We start from the raw sequence: 22,756 nt of genomic DNA, 5'->3' as shown, positions 1-22,756 counted from the left end.
AAGTGCGGGATCGGCGTAAGCAACCAATTCCCATGTCGTTTCGAGGGCTTGCACCACATCCGCCAACCCCCAATGAATTTGTGCAGGCTAAGATTGGACCGAAAAATCGCCGCCTACAAATCGGAATCGTGGCAGGAATGAAATCGACACGACTGGCCGGCTTCATTGGTACGCGCGATTTCTGCGCAAAAGGCAAGAAAACGCCCGTTTGCTGCGATTCTGGAAGATACTTCGAGTAACCCAGCTCCTTGACGTTGGTACGGTCACCCGACGCAACTGCATCTCGGCTCTGTCCGGCCGGTGCGGTCACGAAGAAGTACCAGGGAGGAAAAAATGGTCGAATGGTCACCAAACCGACGCGGGTTCATGCATGCAATGCTGGCTGGATCAGCCGCGTCCTGGATTATGCGTTCGACGGCGTTTGCTGCATCGTCGTGCGACGATCACGTCGTACGCGTCGGCGCAATCGTCAGTCCCGACACAATGAACCCATTTGCCACCTGGAGCTCGTTCTGGCCGACGATCTACACATATGACTTTCTGGTCGGCGTTGACGTCCAGCGCCATTCCGATCGGAAGGGATTTGCCAAAGAGTGGTCGGTCTCTGATGACCAGCTCACCTGGACCTTCAAGATTTGGCCTGGGATGAAATGGTCTGACGGCCAGCCGGCCACAGCTAGGGATGCGGCTTTTACATATAACTATCTGCTTGGCTCAATGGGCAAGCCCGATGAGCTGAATATCGGGCAAAATAGCACTGCTGGCCTAGAGCAAGTCGAAAGTGTCAGGTTCGTTGACGATGAGACTTTGCAAATTGTGACCAAGGATCCAACCCTCTCGTTACTTAATCTTCCCATTTTGGTGGTTCCGGAGCACATCTGGAAGGACGTCTCCTATGCGGATGCGCGGGGCACCTTTCGCAATGATCCACCGCTGGTGGGCACGGGGCCGATGATTATCCAGGAGTTTCAACAGGGGCAATTTGTCCGCCTCTCGCCAAACCCGCACTTCCGCACCGGGCAGCCGGCAACGAACGGCATGATTTTCAATTTTTTCAGTAACGCAGATCCCATCGCGCAGGGTCTGAAGAGCGGAAATCTCGACTTTGGCTTAGGCATGACAGTTGCCCAGTGGGAGGACCTCTCGAAGGACCCCGACATCGTGGTTGCTGAAGTGCGTATCGAGCAACGGAATTATCTGGCGTTCAATACGGTATCCGGAAAGGGCGCGGGCAGCACCAAGGCTCTGCAGGACCCGGCGTTTCGCGATGCGATCGGCTATGCGATCGACCAGAAGACGCTCGTCGATCGCGCCTTCCGCGGGCATGCCGACCCTGGCGTGGGCCCGGTCATGCCCTCGGCCACTGAATACTATTCGGACCTGAGCGACATCAGGCGCCACTTCGATCTCGCGGAGGCGGGCCGCCGGCTCGATGCCGCCGGGTACCGGGACACCGACGGTGACAGCGTCCGGGAAGATAAGGAAGGAAGAAAGTTCCAGCTCGAGTTGATTACTGGAACGGGTTCAGGCCTCCTCGAGATACCGGTTGCGGCGGTGCAGCTTATCGCTGGCTGGTTGGGGCAAATCGGCATTTCCGTATCCGTCAGCCAACTCGACTCCGGGGCGCTCAATGCTCGTACGGCGGTGCCGGATAACGGCGGTGGTGGTTGGGACCTTCTCGTTTCCGCAAATTGGCTCTCACCATCGCCTCACGATCTGCTCAGCCTGGGCAACAGCAAGGAGGACGGCCTGTACAACAGGGCGTATTGGAAAAATGAGAAGTTCGATGCGCTCGTATCGGAGGTCGACCGTACCGCCGACGTCAGGAAGAGTAAGGAACTGGTCGACCAGGCCGCGCGCGTCATTTACACTGAAGCGCCCTATATTATGTTGTGTTACCCCACGATGCTTGAGGCCTATCGCAAGGACTGTTTCGAGGGTTGGGGGGATGACCTATCGGCGTGGAGTTACTATCCGTTTGATCGCCTGAAGCCGGTTTGAGATGATCATGGAAAGAGTGGCCAGATGAGTCGGCGCATCGGGAGCATCCTCATCAGGGCCATCATAACCCTCTTGATGGTGGCGGTTCTAAACTTCGTCCTGTTCCGGGTCATTCCTGGCGACCCTGCATCGCTTCTGCTCAGCGGGGCGCGCACCAGCGTGACCGCCGAGCAGATGGCGGCGCAGCGCCAGAACTGGGGCCTCGATCGGCCGCTGTTTCCGGACCAGATGGTCGACTACTTGTCGGCGACTCTCCAGGGCGATTTCGGCTATAGCTTCAAATTCAGGGGGAGGCATGTTGCTGACCTGATTTTGGAGCGGTTACCAGCCACCATTGTCCTGGTCGGTCTAGCCCAATTAATAGCCATCCTATGCGGTGTCATGCTTGGCCTATATGCGGGTTGGCGCAGAGGAGGAGCCGGCGACCATATCGCGACGGGAGCCTCTCTAGCGCTCTATTCTACGCCGGCTTTCTGGCTCGGCATGATCCTGGTGGTGATCTTCAGCACGGCATTAGGCTGGCTTCCGGGTTATGGTGCACATTCGCCCGGCGCGATTACGAGTTCGCTTGATTGGTTGCTTGACTACTTGGGGCATCTCGCGCTTCCGGTCACCGCGGTGGCTCTTGGACTTATCGGCCAATACGTTGTGGTCGCACGTGCTGCGATGAGCGACGTCGTTACCGAGGACTACATGGTGACGGCACGGGCCAAGGGACTTACGGGCGGACAGATGCTGATGCGTCATGCACTTCGCAATGCAATGCTGCCGGTGGTTACCTTGATTACCCTCAATCTTGGCTACGTGGTGGCGGGTGCCATCACCGTCGAAGCCGTTTTCGCCTGGCCGGGCATCGGTGGCCTCACGGTCGAAGCGCTCAACGCGCGGGACTATCCTGTCCTTCAAGGCATATTCCTGTTGCTCGGTGCGTCGATCGTTGTGGCGAACCTCATAGCCGATCTTGCGTATGGCCTTCTCGATCCGAGAGTTCGGTAATGAGCGAGAGTATTGCTAAATATCCCCATCCAGGTCGGACGCGAGCGATCAAAAACTTTTTGCGGCAATTTCTTGGTTATGGCGGGGCTCAGCTTGGCCTCATATGTCTGGTATTCTTTCTTGTTATGGCAGCGTTGCCCAACATCCTGGTGGGGCCGCTTCAGACGGCAATCAATGCAACCGGCGATTTCCTCGCGCCCCCATCAGGCGATCATCTGCTGGGGACGGACGAGGTGGGGCGGGACGTGCTCAATCTCGTCGTCCATGGTGCCCGAATCTCGCTCACGATCGCGCTGCTGGCGACCCTGATCAGCCTCATCGTCGGCACCACGGTCGGAATGACCGCGGGCTACTATGGTGGCAGGCTTGACGTCTGGCTGATGCGCTTGACGGACTTCTTTTTTGTTATGCCGTCCTTCGTGCTGGCGCTTGTCATCACACCCGTGGTTGTCGAGGTGATCGGGCGGGGCCAAGAAATCCTCGGCTTCCGTCCTTCTCTTTTTGTGATCCTTGTCGTTATCGGCATGACAAGCTGGGCGTTCGTGGCACGTATCGTTCGCAGCCAGACCCTGTCGCTTAAGGAGCGAACATTTATCGATCGTGCGCGGGTGGTGGGCAGCAGTAATTTGAGCATCATGGCGCGGCACATTCTCCCCAATCTCGTGCCGCAAATCGCAGCCAACGGCGCCCTGGTCGTCGCCGGCGCAATCTATGTCGAGACGTCGCTTTCATTCCTTGGGCTTGGCGATCCGTTGCAGCCTTCTTGGGGCACTTTGCTGTCGCTCGCTCAGCGCGCAGGTGCAGCCAGTGCAGGAGCCTGGTGGTATCTCGGCGCTCCCGGAGTATGCGTACTCACGGTGTCGCTTAGCTTCGTCCTGATTGGCAATGCACTCGACGACACGTTCAATCCACGGCGGCGGGTAATCCCATGACCAACCCCTCCCAGGACAAGACACCGCTTTTGGAAGTCGACGAGCTCGCTGTCGACTATGGGCTCAAGGGCGTTTCATCGCGTGCGATTGACTGTGTGAGCTTCGCGCTCCGGGCCGGAGAGGCCGTTGGCCTCGTTGGAGAATCGGGCAGTGGCAAGACCACGACCGCCATGGCGATTGCGGGTCTGCTATCGCCCAACGCGCGGGTCAGCAGCGGCGAGGTGCGCTATCGCGGCAACCGACTGCCAATCGACGACGATGCAGCGATGCGGCCACATCGCTGGAGCGAAACGTCTGTTGTCTTCCAGGGCGCGATGAATGCGCTTAATCCCGTTCACCGCATCCTCAAGCAGATTGCCGAGCCATGCATGCTGAAGCTCCGAATGTCACGTAGCGAGGCGACCGCGCGCGCAAGAGAACTGCTCGAGCTCGTGGGCATTCCGGCGGATCGCGGCGCGGCCTATCCACACGAATTGTCGGGCGGCATGCGTCAAAGAGTGATGATTGCCATGGCGCTCGCATGCCGGCCCTCGATCGTCATCGGCGATGAGCCGACCACGGCGCTCGACGTCATTACGCAGGCTCAGATCCTCAAGCTGCTGGGCGAGTTGCGATCGCAGCTCAATCTTGCCCTGATCTTGATCACCCACGATCTTTCTGTGGTGGCCGAAGCTTGTGATCGGGTGATGATCATGTATTCCGGCCGCATCGTCGAGGATGGCACTGTCGCCGAGATCTTCGCCCAGCCCAAACATCCCTACACCCGACTGCTGATCGAATCGATCCCGAACCCGGCGAGTGGCAAAAAGATGATCCGGCCGATCCCCGGTGATCCCCCCAACCTGGTGAATCGCCCCTCGGGCTGCGCCTTCCATCCGCGTTGCCCGTCCGCGATGGCGGTTTGCGCGACCGAAGTCCCCAGCCTCGATAAGTTCGGGCAGGGACACGTCGCCTGTCACCTTCACCGGTTCTCCCAAAAAGACAGGGTCGCAGCTCATGCCTGACACCGCCGATATCCTGCGCCTCGAGAGCCTGCAGGTCCATTTCCCTATCCAGGGCGGGCTGTTCGACCGTGTCCTCGGCAGACCTGCCGGCGCGGTGCGCGCGGTGGACGGGATCAACCTCAACATCGGACGGGGCGAGATCGTCGCCCTGGTCGGGGAATCGGGAAGTGGCAAGACGACGGTGGGCCGCCTTATCACCAAGCTTGCTCAGCCAACAGGCGGCAAAATGTTGTTCGAAGGCCGTGACATGACCTCTGTTCAAGGCTTGTCGGCCCTGCGGCCTTACCGACACCGCGTGCAGATGATTTTCCAGGACGCCTATCAGGCGCTCAATCCGCGACACACCGTGTTCGATATCGTGGCGGAGCCGCTGCGGTCTTTACGGCTGGTCGACAACGCAACTCAACTCGCCGATCGGGTGAGCGAAGCGCTTGCATCCGCCGGCCTCAATCCTCCCGGCGATTTCTTCGCCCGCTTCCCACATGAACTGTCTGGCGGGCAGCGCCAGCGGGTCGTGATTGCCGGAGCGCTTGCCGTGAAGCCGCAGCTCATCGTCGCCGACGAACCTGTGTCGATGCTCGATGTCTCAATACGCGCACAAATTCTTCAGGTCCTGGTTGAGTTGCGCAAGAAGCACAATATGGCCCTGCTTTTCATCACCCATGATTTGCCCGTTGCCTGGTTGATCGCCGACAGAATTGCCGTCTTGTATCTTGGAAAATTGGTCGAGATCGGCAGCGCCGACGAGATCACATTCAACCCCCGCCATCCCTATACCGTCGCCTTGCGTAACGCCACGCCACAGATTGGTGCCAATGCAGGTCGCGCCGAGTTGCCGGCCCTGCAAGGCGAGGTTCCAAGCGCCGCCCGCGTGCCGAAGGGCTGTCGTTTCCATCCGCGTTGCCCGGTGGCCCTTGACCGCTGCCGGCAAGAGGAACCACCAGCCATCGAGGTCGGACCAAAGCACCTGGCTGCCTGCTGGCTCGCGGATGAGAGGCCGTGTTCGACCTGATGAAGCGTATCATTGCGATTGGCGGCGGCGAGAGTTGGTGGGGCGATTCGTCGAAAAGGTGAACAGATCTAAGATGACATCGAGGCCGGAAACTTCGGCATTCGAGCACGGCAAGCAGCGTGATTCTGTAGACGCAGCTCAAGCGCATCGTGTGGGCATGAGGCCGGCTTGGCGAAAGTTCGAAGGTGAACTGACAAGGGGAACAATGCATGAAACTGCTTGAATATGCCAGCTACGACGCAACGGGACTCGCGGAGCTGGTAAACAGTCGCGAGATAAGCGCCGTCGAACTTGTCCAATTGGCGCGTGATGCTCACGACCACATCAACCCGATCATCAACGCCGTGGTTGAGTTCTATGACGACGCTGAGTCTGTGTCTGGTTCAGGCACGGGGCCATTTGCCGGCGTGCCGTTCCTGCGCAAGGACCTAGATCCTTCAGAGGCTGGCCGGATTAAGGAGTGCGGAAGTCGGCTCTTCGTTGGCTATCGGCCGACTGTCGACAGCTACTTCATTCAGCGCGCGCGGGCGGCGGGCCTGCGTGTCCTCGGCCGCACCACCACCCCAGAACTGGGGATCGGGAGTAGCGAGTCCGCGTTGTGTGGGGTCACCCGCAACCCGTGGGATCTCGACCGAACGTCGGGCGGTTCGTCGTCGGGGTCCGCGGCCGCTGTCGCAGCGGGTATCGTCCCGATCGCTAGCGGCAGCGACGGCGGAGGCTCGATCCGCGAGCCCGCCTCCTTTTGTAGCCTCGTCGGTCTGAACCCTTCACGCGGCCGGGTCTCCGGCGGCCCGGACCATCAGGACAGCGGCCTCGGCGCGGTCCGCAACTTCGTATTGTGCCGCTCCGTTCGCGACATGGCGGCGGCTCTGGATGTGTTCAGCGGCCCGCATCCTGGCGATCCGTTTATCATTGTCCAGCCTGCTCGCCCATATGTAAGTGAATTATCCCAGCGGACGGGTGTTATGCGGGTCGGCGTTGCGAGGACCAGTTGGAGTCCGGTTGACATCGAACCAGATGTCATGGATGCGGTCGACTTCACGGCTCGCCTTTTAGAAGAAATGGGACACACCGTTATCGACATCGACGCACCCTATGTGTTCGAGGACGCTCTGAACATATGGTTTGGATTGACGAGCCTTAGCAGTGGTTCGCTCGAAGTCTCAGCTCGAGCCATGGGCCGCAGCCTCAATGCCGATACCGTTGAACCAGTCACTCTTAAGCTAAATGAATATGGCAAGAATTTACCGCTATCCTATTCTCGCGAAGTGCAGGAGGCTCTCCGGAAAATGAGGTTTCAAGTAGGCGAAGCGCTACATTCTTTCGATGTAGTTGTGACCCCGACTATGCCAAACGTGGCTTTTCCACTCGGTGGCATTCATAATACGACTAATCCGACCACCTCGGCCGAAGACTTCACGATAACATATGCCGGGCTTTATTCACATTTACAAGTATTCAACATTACAGGGCAGCCCTCAGTATCACTGCCGTTAGCGCAAAGCACCGACGGGCTGCCCATCGGAATTCAGATCGTTGGGCGCTTCGGTGATGAGGCAACCCTTGTTCGTATCGCTCGCGATCTGGAGGACGCGATTCCTTGGGCAGCGCGACGGCCACCCGTATTTGCTGGCGCTTCTGAATTATAGATCCTTTTTGTGCCGACTCGTGTCAATTGATCTTCTGGCCGGGCATATTTTCTCGCGGGGGCCTTCAGGTATGAGTGCGACCGGAACTTCGCGATTTGGCGTGGCGGATTCCGTCTGCACGGGCAATGAACGTGTCGAGGACGGCGCGATCCGCCTCCGATCTCAGATCCAGACAAACTGAGTGCTTGCCCCGGTTCTATAGCCGATCGCAGCGGGGCCAGAGCGACCCGCCGCAGCGAAGCTCGTGTAGCACGTGTAGCACGACGACACGAGCTTCGCTGCTGCGGATGACGAATCAGCTCATGTGCTCAACTCCGATACGCGTCGCTCTTCCCGGGCCAAAGTCTGCGAGATCGATATTGACAAGTGACAGCAGTAAACCCCTCGTATCTTGCCTTACGCATCGGGTCCCAATTTCGGTTTAGTGGCGGCGCCGGGAGAATTGGCGTGGTGCGTAACCGATGTTATCAATCGGATAGAATGGTCGCGCCTTGTTCCAGGTGAACTGGTTCACGAAGTAAGAAGTCATGCCGGGCGTGTCGACGGTAACGCAGCGACCGGTGGATGCAAAATTTAATGCATAATGGTAGCCAGAGCGTGTCACTATGATCTTTGCCTTTTCGGGCGGCAATCCAACTGCCCGAAAGTAATCCGGATCGATAAAGGCGTACGGTTGGTTTGTCAGCAACACGCTAATATTGTTCATCCTGAAGATGGCAAATCTTTCGATCGATGTCTTTGTACCAGCATCACAAGGCCCATCGTAAACGACCGGAGCCGCCTGCCCGAGGTTAATGACAACTCCCTCTGCTGTGATCTTTGGGCTGTGGGTCGAATAATTTCCACCAAACGTCAGGGTGATTTCACCACCAACGCCAACGCGCTCGCATTCTGCGACGGCCGTGGGGTCGAAGATCGGAAAATATGTTTCAGCATCAATGCGGCTATCAAGCAAGTAGTTGAGTATGTAAGTGCTGTCTCCGGGGCCGCCTGCGGCGACGCGGTCACCCTGATCGCCGAGGATAATCGTTCGATTAGAATCGTCGATGCCTTTTAGTTCCTTTCCGAGGTCCGGATACTTTCCGATCAGCAGATCGCGGTTGTCCCAAAGCATATGCATCACTTCGTTGGCGACCTTTCGGGGTTCCTCCAGATCTCCATTGCCATAAGCGAGCACCACTTGTCCTAGATGGGGTACATCGAGAAATTGCTGTGCATTGAAAATTGAGACGTCATAAGCTTGGCCGCTATCGATGGCTGTTCTCGCATATTCGTGTATATCAACCAGTGGACCATCTAATGTTGTATCGTTTCCCAAGGTCAACATCGGCAGGAATGTCGCGGCAAGGACAGGATCCAACCTTCCGTCAAGCATGGCAATTGCAGCGTGGAAGGCCCTCTTGGCAGTTGCAGCCTGGTCTTCGTGAGGATTGGTGAGATAGCCGGCCAAGAAGTCCAAGGGCCTCAGCGTGCTCTCTTTGACGTAGGCGTGGAGGTCAAAAGCAGCCGTTATCGGAACGTCCTTGCCAACAACTTCACGCAGACGCTCGAAGAGAACTCCTTCCGGATCGGATAGCGTCTCAGTAAGCATGCCCCCGTGGAGTGGCAGAACCACCGCATCGAAGTCCCCTCGTTTTGCGGCATGAAGCATTGCGTCACAAACCTCCGAGAAGACCTTATCCTCGACGGGTCCACCACTTTCCGCGCGGAATAAAGTGGGGACGATCAGTTCGACATCGGCCTCCTTGGCGGAGTCGACAACGCCACCAAATATCGAGTTTGTGCCCCGATTGCTTTCTACGGCGTGTTGTCCAGAGACAATCGTGAACCGATCACGGCGTGTGAGGATCGGGTTAAAGCTATGCGATTCCTGCGTAATCCCTCCGGATAACACTCGTCTCTGCGACATTTTTCCCTCGTTGGTCTTTGTTTGAACGCCAACACCTGCTCAGACCAGCGAAAATTCCAACAACGAACTGGTCTGTCTCACCACGCCAGAGCTTCGGGCCGCTCTATCCTACCTAGCGTCGTTCGAGCAAACGCACTCGTGCGTCGCCAGAATTTTCGTGCTTTGAATCTGTGGTCTCGGCCTAGCCGCGGCGTGAGATGAAGTTTGTCTGCCAGATCAGATCACTGCTGCAAGTTGCTTGGAGCTGAGACGCAGCGCGGCAGCGCGACGATGACCTTCGAGCATTTCCGTGGCGCTTTGGCGAACAGCTGCTGGACCTACTGCCGCGACACCACATTCGTCTAACCACTGGTGGGTGGCAATCTTCACGTAAGAACCGACCCAGAGTCCGCCAGTGTAACGACCCGCAGCCATCGTTGGTAGGGTGTGGTTCGTGCCGCTGCACTTATCCGAGTAGACAACGCTGGCCAGTTCGCCAATGAACAGTGAGCCGTAATTGCGAAGCTTTTTGGCAGTAGAGTGAGGATCGCGGGTGTGGACCTGGAGATGCTCCGACGCAATATAATCCGCGTAAGCAATCATGGTATCTTCGTCTTCCACAACCGTGATCTCACCGTAGTCTTTCCACGCTACGCTTGCGACCGGGGCCGTCGAGAGATCTTCTAACTGCTTCTCAACTTGCTTAAGCACCTCTTCGGCAAGCTGATGGTCGGTCGTTACCACGCCAACGCGGGTGCGGATGTCATGTTCGGCTTGGGCGAGTAGGTCAGTCGCGATCATTGCTGCATTTGCGGTCTCATCAGCCACGATGAAGATTTCGCTTGGACCGGCAAGTTGGTCGATGCCGACCTGGCCAAAAACCTGACGCTTCGCCTCGTTGACGAATGCGTTGCCCGGACCGACGATCTTGTCAACTGCCGGAATCATCTCGGTACCGTATGCCATGGCGGCGATGGCCTGCGCTCCTCCAACGCGGAAGATCCGGTCTGCACCTGCAAGGTGGCAACCAGCGATCATGGCGGGATGGGCGTTCGGGGGAAGACATGCGATAACCTGGTCACAGCCTGCAACCTTAGCCGGTACAATTGTCATTACAGGTGCGGATAGAAGCGGGTATCGTCCACCTGGGACATAACAGCCAACGGTCTTAATCGGGATAACTCGGTGACCTAGGTGAACTCCGGGAAGGCTTTCGATCTCGAGCGGCAGAATGGTTCCCAACTGCGCCTCGGCGAAGCGACGAACATTGTTGATGGCGAACTCGGTGTCTTGGCGGGTTTGAGGATCGAGATCTGCCACAACCCGTAGCTTCTCGTCCTGGCTGACCTCGAAGATTGCGACATCCGCCTTGTCGAAAGCGACTGAGTATTCGCGAACCGCTGCATCGCCGCGCTCGCGGACATTCGCAATGATGTCCTTTACGGTTTGTTCGACCGAGGCGGTATCTGAGATAGCGTCCCGGCTGGGTGCCTTAATCTGAAAAATTTTTCGTTTCAAAGCAGCATAATCCGACGTCATCAAAAACTCCTGACTTGGGATGATCGACACAAGTTTGCTGCAGCCGTTGTCGTCTGGCAATTGCTTGGTAGGCATCTGTCTACTATAATCACCATAACGCCTTCATGTCTCATGCTCTCTCTTGGTGAGTGGGCGTTAGTCGATTAACAACGTTGTGGAACCGCCATATGCCGAAGATTGGGAGCAAACTACGTGAGCTGCGCCGTCGACGTGGTCTGGGCGTTAGAGAACTGGCCGCTCGTTCAGGGATTTCTCATTCGGCCATCTCTCTTATTGAGCGCGACCGGATGAGCCCATCGGTCAATACGCTTGGTGCCGTTCTTGATGCCCTGGGTACCACGCTGCCAAGCTTCTTCGCTGACTTGCAGTCGAGCCTTCCATATTCGCCCTTCTACGCATCAGCGGACTTCCTCGAGATTGGAAAGGTTGAATCAATTTCGTACCGTGTCATCGGCTTGGATCATCCGAACCGTCACCTCCTGATGCTGCATGAGCGGTATGCACCAGGCGCCGACAGCGGTGAGGAATTCTCCCACTCAGCACAAGAAGCAGGAATGGTCTTGTCTGGAACCGTAGAAGTCACAGTTGGCGATCAAATGAAGATTCTGGAGACGGGTGACGGCTATTATTTTGACAGCCGGCTGCCCCATCGGTTTCGGAACGTAAATGGTGGTCAGAGCGAAATTCTGAGCGCCATTACGCCGCCGACTTACTGAGGCCCGCAGACATGTTGTCTCGGGATTATGATTTCGGAGTTTGTATCCTCTTGACATGTGCCCTCATACCTCGGCCTTAACGGGGAGACAGAGTTGTGGAACCTCCGCCTGATGCTCAACAACCCGATAATTATCAGCTCTGAACCGTGCGGGGAGCTCCAACTCTTGAGAAGTAGGAGCCATCATGAGCAATACGAGATCAAATTTGGTTTCAGGGGCCGTGGTTCGGATGGTGAATCACGAGTGGGTCACAGCCGTCTCGTTGGGGCGGCGATTATCGTCGGCCAATACCGGCTGCACGGCGCAGACGCTCGACAAATGGGTCAAGAGGGCAGAGGTGAACAGCGGCGTCCGGGCCGGACTTCGTGTGCTGCCACGCCTGATTCAGATCTGCGCCGGTAGCTTTCGACATTCATCTGGAAGATAGTTGCGTGATGAACAAGCCGATCGACCGCGACAAGGATCATGGCGGGGTCCCGAAAGACCCTGTTTCAATTCTCCAAGGGCTGATTGGCTGTGATCAACGATGAAGCGCCGCTCATGTCTTGCACAGATGAGTTCGAAGAGCACGCTCGTTTCGGCCTGGTCCTTGGTGACGTAAGCCAGGTCGTCGAGGATGAGCAGGTCGACCTTGTTGACCTTCGCGATAGCGTATTCGAGCAGGAGCACAGCCTTGCGACCTGAAGACGAGATCGGTCGTGCGGGTGAACAGCACGCGCCAGCCGCTCTCGATCAAAGCCCCGGCGAGATGGCTCTTTCAGGCTGCCGGACGGGCCAAACAACAGAATGTTGGCAGCTAGTTTAGGCGTGGAATAAGGACCCTGTTTCAGGGGTCGGCATCCAAAAAGGACCCCTGTGACGCAGGGGCTTCAGACTGCCTCCGGTTTCATCGGAGGCATTTGTTTTGGATGTTGGTTGTGGAGACGATTGCGAAGATACGCCGGCTGTCGCTGGTCCAGGGGAAGTCGGTCAAGGAGATCTGTCGCGAGCTGCGGATCTCGCGGAAGGTGGTGCGCAAGGTGCTGCGCTCGGACGCGACCGAGTTCCGTTACGAGCGCGAACATCAGCCGATGCCCAAGATCGGCCTTTGGAAGGCGGACCTCGACCGCCTTCTTGTGGCGAACCACGGCAAAGCCGCCCGCGAGCGACTGACGCCGATCCGGATTTACGAAGAGCTTCGCGGGCTCGGCTACGATGGCAGCTACGATGCAGTCCGCCGCTACGTGAAGAACTGGGCGAAGGCGCAGGGGTCGGCGACGGCGGAAGCTTATGTGCCGCTGTTCTTCCCGCCGGGAGAGGCCTACCAGTTCGACTACAGCCACGAGATCGTTCTGATCACAGCGTGACGGTGACTGTGAAGGTCGCTCATGTCCGGCTCTGCCACAGCCGGTTGATGTTCGTCAGGGCCTATCCGCGCGAGACGCAGGAGATGGTGTTCGACGCCCACGATCGGGCCTTCGCCTTCTTCGGCGGCGCCTGCACGCTTGGCATCTACGATAACATGAAGACAGCGGTGGAGACGGTGTTCGTCGGCAAGGATCGGCAATACAATCGCCGCTTCCTGCAGATGTGCAGCCACTTTCTCGTTCAGCCCGTCGCCTGCACGCCGGCGTCTGGCTGGGAGAAGGGCCAGGTCGAGAACCAGGTTGGGCTTGTGCGCGAGCGCTTCTTCACACCGCGGCTGCGGTTCAGCTCTTATGAGGAACTCAACGCCTAGCTGCTCAACAAATGTGTCGCCTACACCAAGGCGCACCGCTCCGTTGACCAGCCGGAGCGCACGATCTGGAACGTGTTCGAGGAAGAGCGCGGCAAGCTGGTGGAATATCGCGGTCCCTTCGACGGATTCCACGCGGTGCCGGCTTCGGTGTCCAAAACCTGCACCGTTCGTTTCGACAACAACAAATACTCGGTGCTCTCGACTACCGTCGGGCGCCCCGTCGAGATCCACGCCTATGCTGACAAGATCATCATCCGCCAGGACGATGTCGTCGTCGCCGAGCATGTCCGCTGCTTCGGGCGCGGCGAGGCGATCTACGACCCCTGGCATTACGTCCCGGTCTTGGCCCGCAAGCCTGGTGCGCTGCGTAACGGCGCTCCCTTCCAGGGCTGGGTTCTGCCCTCGGCAATGGACCGCGTGCGGCGCAGGCTGAAGGCTGTGGATGATGGTGACCGCCAGATGGTGACGGTTCTGGCTGCGGTGCTGACCGACGGCGTCGATGCCGTGGAAGCCGCCTGCCAGGAAGCGCGCTCACGGCGTTTGCTCGGCCGCTGTCATCATCAACATCCTGCCGGCGCGATCCGGCGCCGGCCGTCACCATTCTCACCCCGGACGCTCTTGGCCTGGCTCATGAGCCGATTGCCGACTGCGCCCGCCACGACAGCCTCAGGAGGGCAAGCTGATGGAACGCACCCAGGTTCTGGATCTGATGGGGACGCTGAAGCTCTACGGCGTGCGCAGCGCCTATGACGAGGTCATGGCGACAGGGATCAAACGCCAGCACGAGCCGCCGAAGATCGTCGGCGACCTGCTGTCGGCCGAGATCGCCGAGAAGCAGGCGCGCTCCATCAAATACCAGCTCACGATCGCCAAGCTGCCGCTCGCCAAGGACATCGAGGAGTTCGACTTCGACGGCACCCGGTCAATGAGGCCCTGATCCGCGACCTCGCCAATGGCGCCTTTGTCGCCGACCAGCGCAACGCCGTCCTGATCGGCGGAACCGGAACCGGTAAGTCACATCTGGCGATCGCCATTGCCCGGACCCTGATCCGAAACGGCTCGCGCGGCCGCTTCTTCAACGTCGTCGACCTCGTTAATCGCCTCGATACCGAGCATCGCAGCGGAAAGCAGGGCCGGATCGCCGATTACCTCACCCGGCTCGACTTCGTCGTGTTCGAGCAATGGGCCTCATGCAAGTCATGCCGCTGACATGGACGAAGTCCACGCCGAATCCGGTGCTAACCCGGGCGAAATTTCAGGTTTATGCCGGCCTGCGTCTATCTTAAAACCAGATGACTTCAATACACATACTGAATTTGACGCGCCCTCTATTAAAGCCTTAATCGCAAGGTGGAGGAGACGATGAGCTTATTTGTTAAACCGTAGGCGCAGGCCTCGGTGGCGTGCGACCAGCCGCAGCCCCCGGAGGGCAAGCGTCCGCGGCTCCCGACCAAACACATGTAGCTTGCCGACTGTCGTCGTACTTTCCGCGCCGGGTCGCACTATGCCGACGAGTAGTGAAGCAATTCCGTACAATATGGATTCAGACCAATGAGCGAAGCACCACACCTTACGTTCGATCTCAACACATCTGGCGTGAGCACCGGGCATCTTGTTGTCCCCAAAGGCGCCGACTGCGAAGCTCTTTCGCTTCCAGTTTTTAGCCTCAATAAAGGGGAGGGACCGCGCCTTCTCATCACTGGCGGATGTCATGGCAATGAATTGGAAGGGCCAATTGTCGCGCGACGGCTTGTTGATTGGCTGCCAGAAGCGCAAACCTGTGGAAAGGTCATCATCGTACCAGTGCTCAACCCACCTGCCGTGCAGGCATGGAGCCGCAATACTCCGCTCGACGAGTTGAATCTCAATCGCGTATTTCCGGGCCGCGCCGACGGTTCGGTAACCGAACGAATCGCGGATGCGGTTTCCCGCCTGCTACTCCCCATGGCCGACACGGTGTTTGATCTGCACAGCTTCGGACCAACGTGGGATTTTCCACCGGCAAGCGTGACGCACCCTATCGCTGATGCCGATCTCATGGCCAAGACGCTGCAAATGGCAGAGGCATTCAAATTACCCGTGACATTGCTCTGGGAACACGACGACACACATGGGATGTTCGATACGTGGGCACATAGCCAAGGCAAGGTATTCGTTTGTGCTGAATTCGGCGGCGGGACGGTCGACTCCGAGGCTCTGGCAATCTATGAAGCTGGCGTACGCAACGCCATCATCGCGCTTGGACTCGTCGAGGGAAAAGCCGAGTATCCGGTCTTTTGTCAACAGAAGTCCAGCCAGACGCTTGAAACGCTCTTGTCTGACGAGCTGAAATCGCCCGCGCGGGGCATCTTCGAACCTCGCTGTTCGGTGTTGGAGGAAGTGAAGCAGGGAAATATCATCGGCATTCTGCATTCGATGGAGTCTCTGTCAGCTGAGTCCATTGACATTTGCGCGCCCACCACATCGATTGTTTGCGCTGTAAAATCCGGAATCCATGTGGACGTCAATGAAGCGGTAGCGATCCTTTCGAGGCCGCTCAAACTCTGAAATCAGAAGGGCATCGACCGCTATTGGGGATCAAGGGGAAAAATGTGACGATATGCCGGACGCCTTATGATAGAGGTGCGGTACGGCTATCGCGGATGCCTCAAAGATAGCGGTTATACCCGTCGTTGGTAACGCACGCCGCCGGGGAACCGTCTCCGACAGGAGATTAGCGTAGTCCTCGTCAGACTTAACGCCGGAGGTCAGGGCCATTAAAGCGCCGCCCATCCGCTAGAGGCTCTACTCGGTGACCAGATCATCGATGCTATTGAATAGCCATCCTGAATTTTCGCGGTGACGTTGCCCCCAGTTTCTATCCAGTTTTGAGTTCGTTTCCGGCGTGGGTTGTGCCCTGCTGGGCGGGTGAAGCGACGGCGCTTGCGCGGAGCCTTTGGCATAGCACAGCGCGAGCGACCGTCGCGGATTGAAGGTGGTAGCGAACTCGGCCGGTGTCTGCCAGGCGAGTTGGGAGTGCGGCCGCGCGGTGTTGTAGTCGGCGTGCCACAGGGCGATGGCTACGCGCGCCTGAGCCAGCGAGGTGAACAGCGTCTCGTTGAGCAGTTCATCGCGCAGTCGGCCGTTTGAAGCTCTCGATGAAGCCATTATCCGGCATGTTGTTCTCGGTGCCATCGTTTGTTCGGTCGTCAGGTTTCGTTAAGCTTGGCGCATCCGGGCCACGGGGCACCGGGAGCACGCAAGTGCGGGCAGGCCGTCGTATGCAGATGAACTGCGAGTTAGCGCACATTATCTGGCCGCCCCTACGACTCGCCCGGATGCGCTGCGAGCGCGGATCCGTATTTGTCGTGTTGCCCGCTGGGCTCCCTGTTCGTGACCAACGTTGGAGGGAACCGTGCGTATTATCGGCATGGACATACACCGCGTAGCCGCCGAGGTCGTGTCGTTGCTTGATGGCGAGATCGTCAAGCTCGGCCGCGTTCAAATGCTGCGCGATAAGCTCGAGGAGTTCGCCAGGAAGGAACTCACCCACGATGATCATGTAGTGGTCGAGGCGACCGGCAATGCCGCGGCCGTCGCTGAAGTGCTGTCGCCGTATGTGGATCGGATCGTGATCGCCAATCCCAAGCAGGTGCACATGATCGCGCACGCGAAGGTGAAGACCGATATGATCGACGCCACTGTCCTTGCGAAGCTTTATGCTTCGGGCTTTCTGCCGGAGGTCTGGGCCCCAGACCCTGAGACGCTTGCGCTTCGAAGACAGGTCACCAGGCGCACACAGCTGGTTCGCCAGCGTTCGCGGCTGAAGAACCTGATCCAGTCAATCCTCCCCGCCCACCTGATCCCGCCGTGTCCGCATGGGAACCTCGTCGGGATCAGCGGGCGCAAATGGCTGGCGAGGCAAATATTGCCTGCCGATGAGCGCGCCGCCATCGAGCGCCACCTCGGCTTGATTAACCAGGTCAACGAGGCGTTGACGGTGGTCGAGGCGGATATCGCGGTGCATGCCCTCCAGGACCCGACAATCCGCCGCCTAATGACGTTGCCCGGGCTCGACGTCACCGTGGCTGCGAGCGTTGCCGCGGCAATCGGCGACATTCGTCGCTTCAGCGATCCACAGAGGCTTGTCGCCTGTCTTGGCCTCAATCCCAGCGTGCGGCAGTCCGGTGAGGGACCGGCCTATCATGGACGTATAACGAAGCAGGGCCGAGGGCACGTACGGGGAATGCTGGTCGAAGCGGCATGGGCGGCTGCCCGCTCACCGGGTCCTCTGCGCGCCTTCTACAAGCGGATCGCCTCGCGTCGCGGGAAGCATATCGCGGCCGTCGCCACCGCGCTGAGGCTCTTTCAGCCAGCTTCTCAAGACTGCGGTCGTAGACTTGGCGAACGGGGTGCAGCGTTCCTTGCGCCCTTTGCCAATGACGCGCAGGTGGGCGCCCGTGCCGAAGAACAGATCGTCGCGCTTGAGACCAGTGATCTCCGATAGCCGCAATCCGGTCTGCACGGCGACCAGCAGGAACGCGTGATCACGTCGCCCGGACCAGGTCGATCGATCCGGTGCGGCCAGCAAGGCATCGACCTCAGGGCGGGTCAGGAAACTAACGAGGGTTCGAGTGAACCGCTTACTATGGATTGCAAGCACGCGTTGGATTTGGGCGGACTGCTCGGGTGCCTCGAAGGCCGCGTAGCGAAAGAAGGAATGAATCGCCGTGAGGCGCAGGTTGCGGCTGCGTACGCTGATACCCTGATGGTTCTCCAGGTCATCAAGGAAGGCAACGATCAACGGCGCATCGACTTCCGCGAAGCTCAAGCGCGACGGCGGCTTATGCAGTGTTCGTGCAGCGAACTTCAGCAACTGCCGAAATGTGTCGCGATAGGAACTGATTGTATGGGGCTTGCCTGCCGCTGAAAGTGGCGCCAGGCTGGCATGCTTGGTCATGTCCGATCCTCCCAGCGACGCTCAAGGCGGCGCATTGCTTCTTTCATCAGCTCGGGTGAACCGGTGAGGTACCATTGGGTATCGGCCACGTGGACATGACCGAGATAGGTGGACAAAATGGGCAGGAGCCGCTCAGGATCTTGCTCGGCTTCGTACCAACGCACCAGTGTGTTCGTCGCGAACACATGCCGCATGTCATGCAGGCGCGGGCCGTGGCTGTCGGTTGCGCTTCGCAGGCCGATCTGGCGAGACAGAGTATAGAATGTTCGATGAATGTCGCCACATCAAGGCGGTTACCCAGCTGGGAAGTGAACAAATAAGGAGACGCCGCCTGGGCTGCACAATGCTGTCGGCGGCGTTTGAGATAATCCTGGAGCACTGCGCACGTTGATGCGTGCATCGGCACAAGACGGGACTTTCCGAACTTCGTATCGCGGATCGTCAGCACAGCGGCATCGAAATCGATGTCCGAAAGTTTGAGGTTACGGGCTTCGCCGAGCGCAGGCCGGAAACGCTCAGCAATCCGAACAGGCAATAATATGTCCATGGCCTGAGCTTGCAGCGAGTATACCGGCACGGCATCTCAAGCGCTGCGGACAACAGGCGCTGGATGCCCTCTGGTGGCCGCGACAACGCCAAATCACCATTGATGAAACACTTCATTGCTTGCTCCCTTTCCAAGCTGGATTGCCGGAAGGGCTAGAAACTATCTCTACATGTTATCGCATAAACCCTTGGGATCGTGGGCAGAACTCTAGCTACCCGACATTGTCGGGCGGGGTACATAGTGCCGACTATGTCTTGGTCGACATAGGCGGCACTCCCTCGCCATGAAGCTTCTCCAGTCCGGCGTGGATCTTTTGACGATTCAAGCCTGGCTCGGGCACGCACAGGTCGCCACCACCCACCGCTGTGCCGCCGCGGATGTCGAGATGATGCGCAACGGACTCGAAGGCGGGACACCTAACCGTTTTTATGCATCGGGTGAGATTTTGTGGCGGAGCCGTCCTCATGCCAGCCGGGGTCTTGCCCAAATCTGGCATCCTCCGCCACATAATTTTTAGCTTAGATGCTGTTCAGCAGTTGCAGAACGGCATCGGTGGGCCGGAAGCGCGCCCGCGTAATTGCCCTCGACCGCCACCTACCCTTTCAACGGCGCGCTTTACGCCTCAATGTGCGCCCGTTTTGTGGGTATCGTCAGCACGCGTTGCGCGACACCAAAGGACGCCGGGTCGGCCGCTGCCACATGGCGGAAGAAAGATCGTATCGCAGCTAGTCGGGCATTGCGCGAGGCGACGGTGTTGTTCCGCTTCTCCTCGAGTTCGTCGAGAAAGGCGAGAACGAGGTCTCGATCGAGATCTTCGAGCACCAACGCCGCCGGCCTCTTCCGCAACCTGGCGGCGGCAAAGAGGATCAGCATGCGCAAGGCGTCGCGATAGCTCGCGACAGTCGCGGGAGTGGCGTTGCGCTGCTTGGTCAAGCGCCGGCGAAAGTAGGAGTCCAGGAGCGGCGTCAGGAGCAGATGTTCGCTCATGCTGCACCTCCATCGAGGAAAGCGCGGTCCGCCGCAATGGCGAGAAGATCCGCCGAACCAGTGAGGTAGTAAGCTGTATCGCTGTAGCTGGCGTGGCCGAGATATGTGGCGAGCAACGGGAGCAGCGCCTGAACGTCTGCACGCTGTTGATGCCAGAAGCTGAGGCGGGTCACGGCGAACCGGTGCCTGAGATCGTGCGGCCTTAAGGGCCTACCGCCATCAAGGCAGGCGAGCTTGCGGACCTAGGCAAAACCGTTTTGTAGGCCGGTCGCTGAGAGGCGGTTGCCACGAGAGCTGAGGAAGAAGCCCTGGTCCTTGGGCGTGGGAAAAGCGGGCGTCACGCTCACGGGCGTAAGCGTTTATCACTGTCACAGGAGAACTGACGAACAGATTGGCGCAATCAGGCTTTCATCTCGCTTCTAGATGACGACTATATGCAAACTGCATTTGACGGCGGCCGCCCCGCAATCGATGTTCTGGTCATAAGGCGCTAATGGGAGGATATAATGAACATTTCGATAAACCGCAGACGTTTCATCCAGTCGACATCCGCTATCGCGCTAGGCGCGATGTCTTGCGGAGCCGGCCGCGCTCTAGCGCAGCCTTCGAACGAGCTGCGAGTCTCGGTCTACGGCGGCGATGTGGGGAAGGCGAACGTCGAAGCTTATGTGAAACCGTTCGAAGCGGAGACCGGGATCAAGGTAACCGCAATCCCTGATGATGTCACTCTGCCCCAGATTGAACTGATGGTAACTTCCAACAACACCACAGTTGACGTAGTTGGAGCAAGTTCAGCACTAGCTCATACTGCTAATTTAAAAAGCCTCCTAGAGCAGATAGACTACTCCATATTCAAGAAGGACGAGTTGGATGCTATTCTGGACTTTGCGAAAAAGCCTTTCGGCGTGGCCGGTCTTGTCTATGGGATACCGATGGTCTACAGTACTGAAAAATTTCCTCCTACGGGACCGCAGCCCACCTCTTGGGCCGATTTCTGGGACGTCGAAAAGTTCCCTGGAGTTCGTACTTTAGAAACCGGCCAAGGGGGAGAGGAAGGCCCTTGGGAGGAGGCCTTGCTCGCGGACGGCGTGGCCGCGGATAAAATCTATCCGATGGACATCGACCGAGTTTTCGCCAGCCTGGATAAGATTAAACCACATATCCGCAAGTGGTGGACGAGTGGGTCCGAGGGCCAACAGCTGTTCCACGATAAGGCTGTGGACATCGGGAATTGCTATGACGGGCGGGCAATTCTGTTGATCGACCAAGGCGCGCCTCTCAAGATCAATCGGAATCAGTCAAAGCTGACCAACGACTACTGGGTGATCCCTAAGGGTAGTCCGAATGTGCAGAACGCGCAAAAATTCATCGAATTCGCCACCCGCGCCGACCGGCAGGCCGCCTTTGCCAAGCTCGTGCCCTACGGCCCGATCAACCGCAACGCCTTCAAACTGTTACCGGAGGAGGTAGGCCTTAAACTTCCTAGCCATCCTAAACTCCTGGCAAACAGCATTGTAATGGATACGCAGTGGTACACTGAGGTGGGATCGGGCGGCAAGACTAACATTGAACGGCTGCAAGAGCGCTGGAATGAATGGGTCATCTAGTCACTGGTGGACGCCGTTTGAATTCTATGCGTGAGAGTAAGCCGGCACGCCGGCACACCTCGATCGCACCGAAATACCGGTCGGTCGCGCAACCTGGTTGTTCTGGAGCATCAATAGTGACCGCATATGACAGTAACGCGCTTGCCGAGCATGACGCTCGGGCAACAAGCCATGTTCCGGCGCAGATTGAATTTCGAAATGTCACGAAGATGTATGGGACGCTCCCGGCGGTCAAGGATTTAACGCTCACAGTTCGTCGTGGTGAATTCTTGACCATTCTTGGCCCAAGCGGTTCGGGGAAAACCACAGCGCTAATGCTACTGGCCGGCTTCGTCGCGCCCACCCACGGGGATATCCTGATCGCCGGCAACTCCGTGGCCGCAGTACCGTCTTATAGGCGCGACCAGGGCATCTTCTTTCAGAGCTATGCGTTGTTTCCGCACCTCACGGTGCGCCGGAATCTGGAATTTCCTCTCGAAATGCGTGGAATAAAGGCGGCCGAAAGGGCACAGCGGATAGATCGCATGCTTGAGCGCGTGCACCTCGAGGACTTTGGCGGCCGCATGCCCTCGCAACTGAGCGGCGGTCAGCAGCAGCGCGTAGCGCTTGCCCGAGCGCTGATCGCGGATCCACCGTTTCTGCTGCTCGACGAACCGCTCGGTGCACTCGACCGTAATCTTCGTGAGCAGATGCAGATCGAGATGAAAAGTCTGCACAAAGAGTTCGGCATCACCACAATCTGTGTCACGCATGACCAGGAGGAGGCGCTCACACTATCGGACCGCATTGTAGTCATGCGCGCCGGGCGGATCGAGCAGACCGACACGCCGGAGGCGCTCTACGACCGTCCCGCCACGCAGTTCGTTGCGAATTTTCTAGGCGAGGCCAACGTCCTCGAAAATCCTGGTTTCAAGGTCGAAGCCGATGCCACGCCGCCGTCCGGTGCCGTGCCCATGATCCGTCCGGAGCGAATCTTCATCGCCGCTACCGCGGCTCCGAGGCGCGCCGATGCGGATCAACGACAGTTCGTCACCGGAGTCGTCGAAGAAATGATCTATTGCGGCCCGTTGCGGAAATACCATCTGCGCGTCGGAAATAATGTGCTCGTCGTGCGCGAGCATTCCGCCTCGGGAAAACAGATCTTCCGTCCTGGCGATGAGGTACGCCTCGACTGGCTGCGTTCGGACGTCCGCTTCGTCGCGGCGTGAGCGTAGAGAGGGTA

General features: G+C 58.3%; 16 protein-coding genes and 7 pseudogenes. 14 read left to right on the top strand and 9 right to left on the bottom strand.

Annotated features, from left to right (window positions below; all coding sequences use genetic code 11):
* Positions 1-333: 333 nt before the first annotated feature.
* The 6 genes from NMG46_RS21770 to NMG46_RS21745 all read left to right on the top strand — a co-directional run bounded on the left by NMG46_RS21770 (position 334) and on the right by NMG46_RS21745 (position 7,594).
* Positions 334-2,001: an ABC transporter substrate-binding protein gene (locus NMG46_RS21770; protein ID WP_254819585.1), complete on the top strand. Its 1,668-nt coding sequence runs from the start codon at positions 334-336 to the stop codon at positions 1,999-2,001.
* 24 nt (positions 2,002-2,025) lie between these two features.
* Complete coding sequence (locus NMG46_RS21765; protein WP_254819584.1) at positions 2,026-2,997, top strand: ABC transporter permease; 972 nt, start codon at positions 2,026-2,028, stop codon at positions 2,995-2,997.
* Positions 2,997-3,929: an ABC transporter permease gene (locus NMG46_RS21760; RefSeq protein ID WP_254819583.1), complete on the top strand. Its 933-nt coding sequence runs from the start codon at positions 2,997-2,999 to the stop codon at positions 3,927-3,929. The genes NMG46_RS21765 and NMG46_RS21760 overlap by 1 nt, the downstream gene beginning before the upstream one ends.
* Positions 3,926-4,933 (top strand): ABC transporter ATP-binding protein, encoded by a 1,008-nt coding sequence (locus tag NMG46_RS21755; RefSeq protein WP_254819582.1) that lies wholly within the window; start codon positions 3,926-3,928, stop codon positions 4,931-4,933. Before NMG46_RS21760 ends, NMG46_RS21755 begins: the two co-directional genes overlap by 4 nt.
* Complete coding sequence (locus NMG46_RS21750) at positions 4,926-5,945, top strand: ABC transporter ATP-binding protein (protein ID WP_254819581.1); 1,020 nt, start codon at positions 4,926-4,928, stop codon at positions 5,943-5,945. The genes NMG46_RS21755 and NMG46_RS21750 overlap by 8 nt, the downstream gene beginning before the upstream one ends.
* A gap of 209 nt (positions 5,946-6,154) precedes the next feature.
* A complete protein-coding gene (locus tag NMG46_RS21745) occupies positions 6,155-7,594 on the top strand; it encodes an amidase (protein WP_254819580.1) in 1,440 nt (479 codons plus the stop codon).
* A 112-nt stretch (positions 7,595-7,706) separates the two neighbouring features.
* On the opposite strand, the pseudogene NMG46_RS29985 reads toward NMG46_RS21745, so the two are convergent.
* From NMG46_RS29985 to hisD, 3 genes and pseudogenes are all read right to left on the bottom strand, one after another.
* Positions 7,707-7,790, bottom strand: a pseudogene (locus NMG46_RS29985) (CoA transferase); the annotation flags it as partial.
* 225 nt (positions 7,791-8,015) lie between these two features.
* On the bottom strand, positions 8,016-9,503 hold the full coding sequence (locus NMG46_RS21740) for a M81 family metallopeptidase (protein WP_254819579.1): 1,488 nt from the start codon (positions 9,501-9,503) through the stop codon (positions 8,016-8,018).
* 216 nt (positions 9,504-9,719) lie between these two features.
* Positions 9,720-11,021: a histidinol dehydrogenase gene (gene hisD, locus NMG46_RS21735; RefSeq protein ID WP_254819578.1), complete on the bottom strand. Its 1,302-nt coding sequence runs from the start codon at positions 11,019-11,021 to the stop codon at positions 9,720-9,722.
* A 167-nt stretch (positions 11,022-11,188) separates the two neighbouring features.
* Between hisD and NMG46_RS21730 the strand changes: the two genes are divergently transcribed.
* Positions 11,189-11,737, top strand: a complete 549-nt coding sequence (locus NMG46_RS21730; protein WP_254819577.1) for a cupin domain-containing protein — start codon at positions 11,189-11,191, stop codon at positions 11,735-11,737.
* Positions 11,738-12,123: 386 nt separating this feature from the next.
* On the opposite strand, the pseudogene NMG46_RS21725 reads toward NMG46_RS21730, so the two are convergent.
* Positions 12,124-12,531, bottom strand: a pseudogene (locus tag NMG46_RS21725) (ATP-binding protein); the annotation flags it as partial.
* 114 nt (positions 12,532-12,645) lie between these two features.
* Here NMG46_RS21725 and istA point away from each other — a divergent pair.
* From istA to NMG46_RS21710, 3 genes and pseudogenes are all read left to right on the top strand, one after another.
* A pseudogene (gene istA / locus NMG46_RS21720) lies at positions 12,646-14,204 on the top strand (IS21 family transposase).
* Positions 14,137-14,636, top strand: a pseudogene (locus NMG46_RS21715) (ATP-binding protein); the annotation flags it as partial. The pseudogenes istA and NMG46_RS21715, both read left to right, overlap by 68 nt.
* Positions 14,637-15,005: 369 nt before the next feature.
* Complete coding sequence (locus tag NMG46_RS21710) at positions 15,006-16,001, top strand: succinylglutamate desuccinylase/aspartoacylase family protein (protein ID WP_254819576.1); 996 nt, start codon at positions 15,006-15,008, stop codon at positions 15,999-16,001.
* 310 nt (positions 16,002-16,311) lie between these two features.
* Here the strand turns inward: NMG46_RS21710 and NMG46_RS21705 are convergent.
* A pseudogene (locus NMG46_RS21705) lies at positions 16,312-16,602 on the bottom strand (transposase); the annotation flags it as partial.
* A gap of 246 nt (positions 16,603-16,848) precedes the next feature.
* Here NMG46_RS21705 and NMG46_RS21700 point away from each other — a divergent pair.
* Positions 16,849-17,799: pseudogene (locus NMG46_RS21700) on the top strand (IS110 family transposase); the annotation flags it as partial.
* Here the strand turns inward: NMG46_RS21700 and NMG46_RS21695 are convergent.
* From NMG46_RS21695 to NMG46_RS29975, 3 genes and pseudogenes are all read right to left on the bottom strand, one after another.
* A complete protein-coding gene (locus NMG46_RS21695) occupies positions 17,713-18,393 on the bottom strand; it encodes a tyrosine-type recombinase/integrase (protein ID WP_254819575.1) in 681 nt (226 codons plus the stop codon). The pseudogene NMG46_RS21700 and the gene NMG46_RS21695 sit on opposite strands and share 87 nt — an antisense overlap.
* A complete protein-coding gene (locus tag NMG46_RS29980; protein WP_254819606.1) occupies positions 18,390-18,578 on the bottom strand; it encodes a hypothetical protein in 189 nt (62 codons plus the stop codon). Before NMG46_RS29980 ends, NMG46_RS21695 begins: the two co-directional genes overlap by 4 nt.
* Before the next feature lie 146 nt (positions 18,579-18,724).
* A pseudogene (locus NMG46_RS29975) lies at positions 18,725-18,940 on the bottom strand (tyrosine-type recombinase/integrase); the annotation flags it as partial.
* A 283-nt stretch (positions 18,941-19,223) separates the two neighbouring features.
* On the opposite strand from NMG46_RS29975, the gene NMG46_RS21680 reads away from it, so the two are divergent.
* Entirely contained in the window at positions 19,224-19,457 is a 234-nt protein-coding gene (locus tag NMG46_RS21680; protein WP_254819574.1) for a hypothetical protein, read from the top strand.
* A gap of 98 nt (positions 19,458-19,555) precedes the next feature.
* Here the strand turns inward: NMG46_RS21680 and NMG46_RS21675 are convergent, their stop codons facing one another.
* Positions 19,556-19,927 carry a site-specific integrase gene (locus tag NMG46_RS21675; protein ID WP_254819573.1) on the bottom strand — a complete coding sequence of 124 codons (372 nt, stop codon included), beginning with the start codon at positions 19,925-19,927 and terminating at the stop codon, positions 19,556-19,558.
* A 506-nt stretch (positions 19,928-20,433) separates the two neighbouring features.
* Here NMG46_RS21675 and NMG46_RS21670 point away from each other — a divergent pair.
* Together NMG46_RS21670 and NMG46_RS21665 are read left to right on the top strand one after the other, a co-directional pair.
* The gene (locus NMG46_RS21670) at positions 20,434-21,534 is read left to right on the top strand and encodes an ABC transporter substrate-binding protein (RefSeq protein WP_254819572.1); all 1,101 of its coding nucleotides are present in this window, start codon (positions 20,434-20,436) and stop codon (positions 21,532-21,534) included.
* Positions 21,535-21,743: 209 nt separating this feature from the next.
* Entirely contained in the window at positions 21,744-22,742 is a 999-nt protein-coding gene (locus NMG46_RS21665) for an ABC transporter ATP-binding protein (protein ID WP_254819604.1), read from the top strand.
* The last annotated feature ends 14 nt before the right edge of the window (positions 22,743-22,756 follow it).

The sequence above is a fragment of the Mesorhizobium sp. LMG 17147 genome (genome assembly GCF_024297145.1).
Classification (GTDB): Bacteria; Pseudomonadota; Alphaproteobacteria; order Rhizobiales; family Rhizobiaceae; genus Mesorhizobium.
The sequence above is the reverse complement of the archived record's forward strand: the minus strand, read 5'-3'. Positions and strand labels throughout refer to the sequence as shown.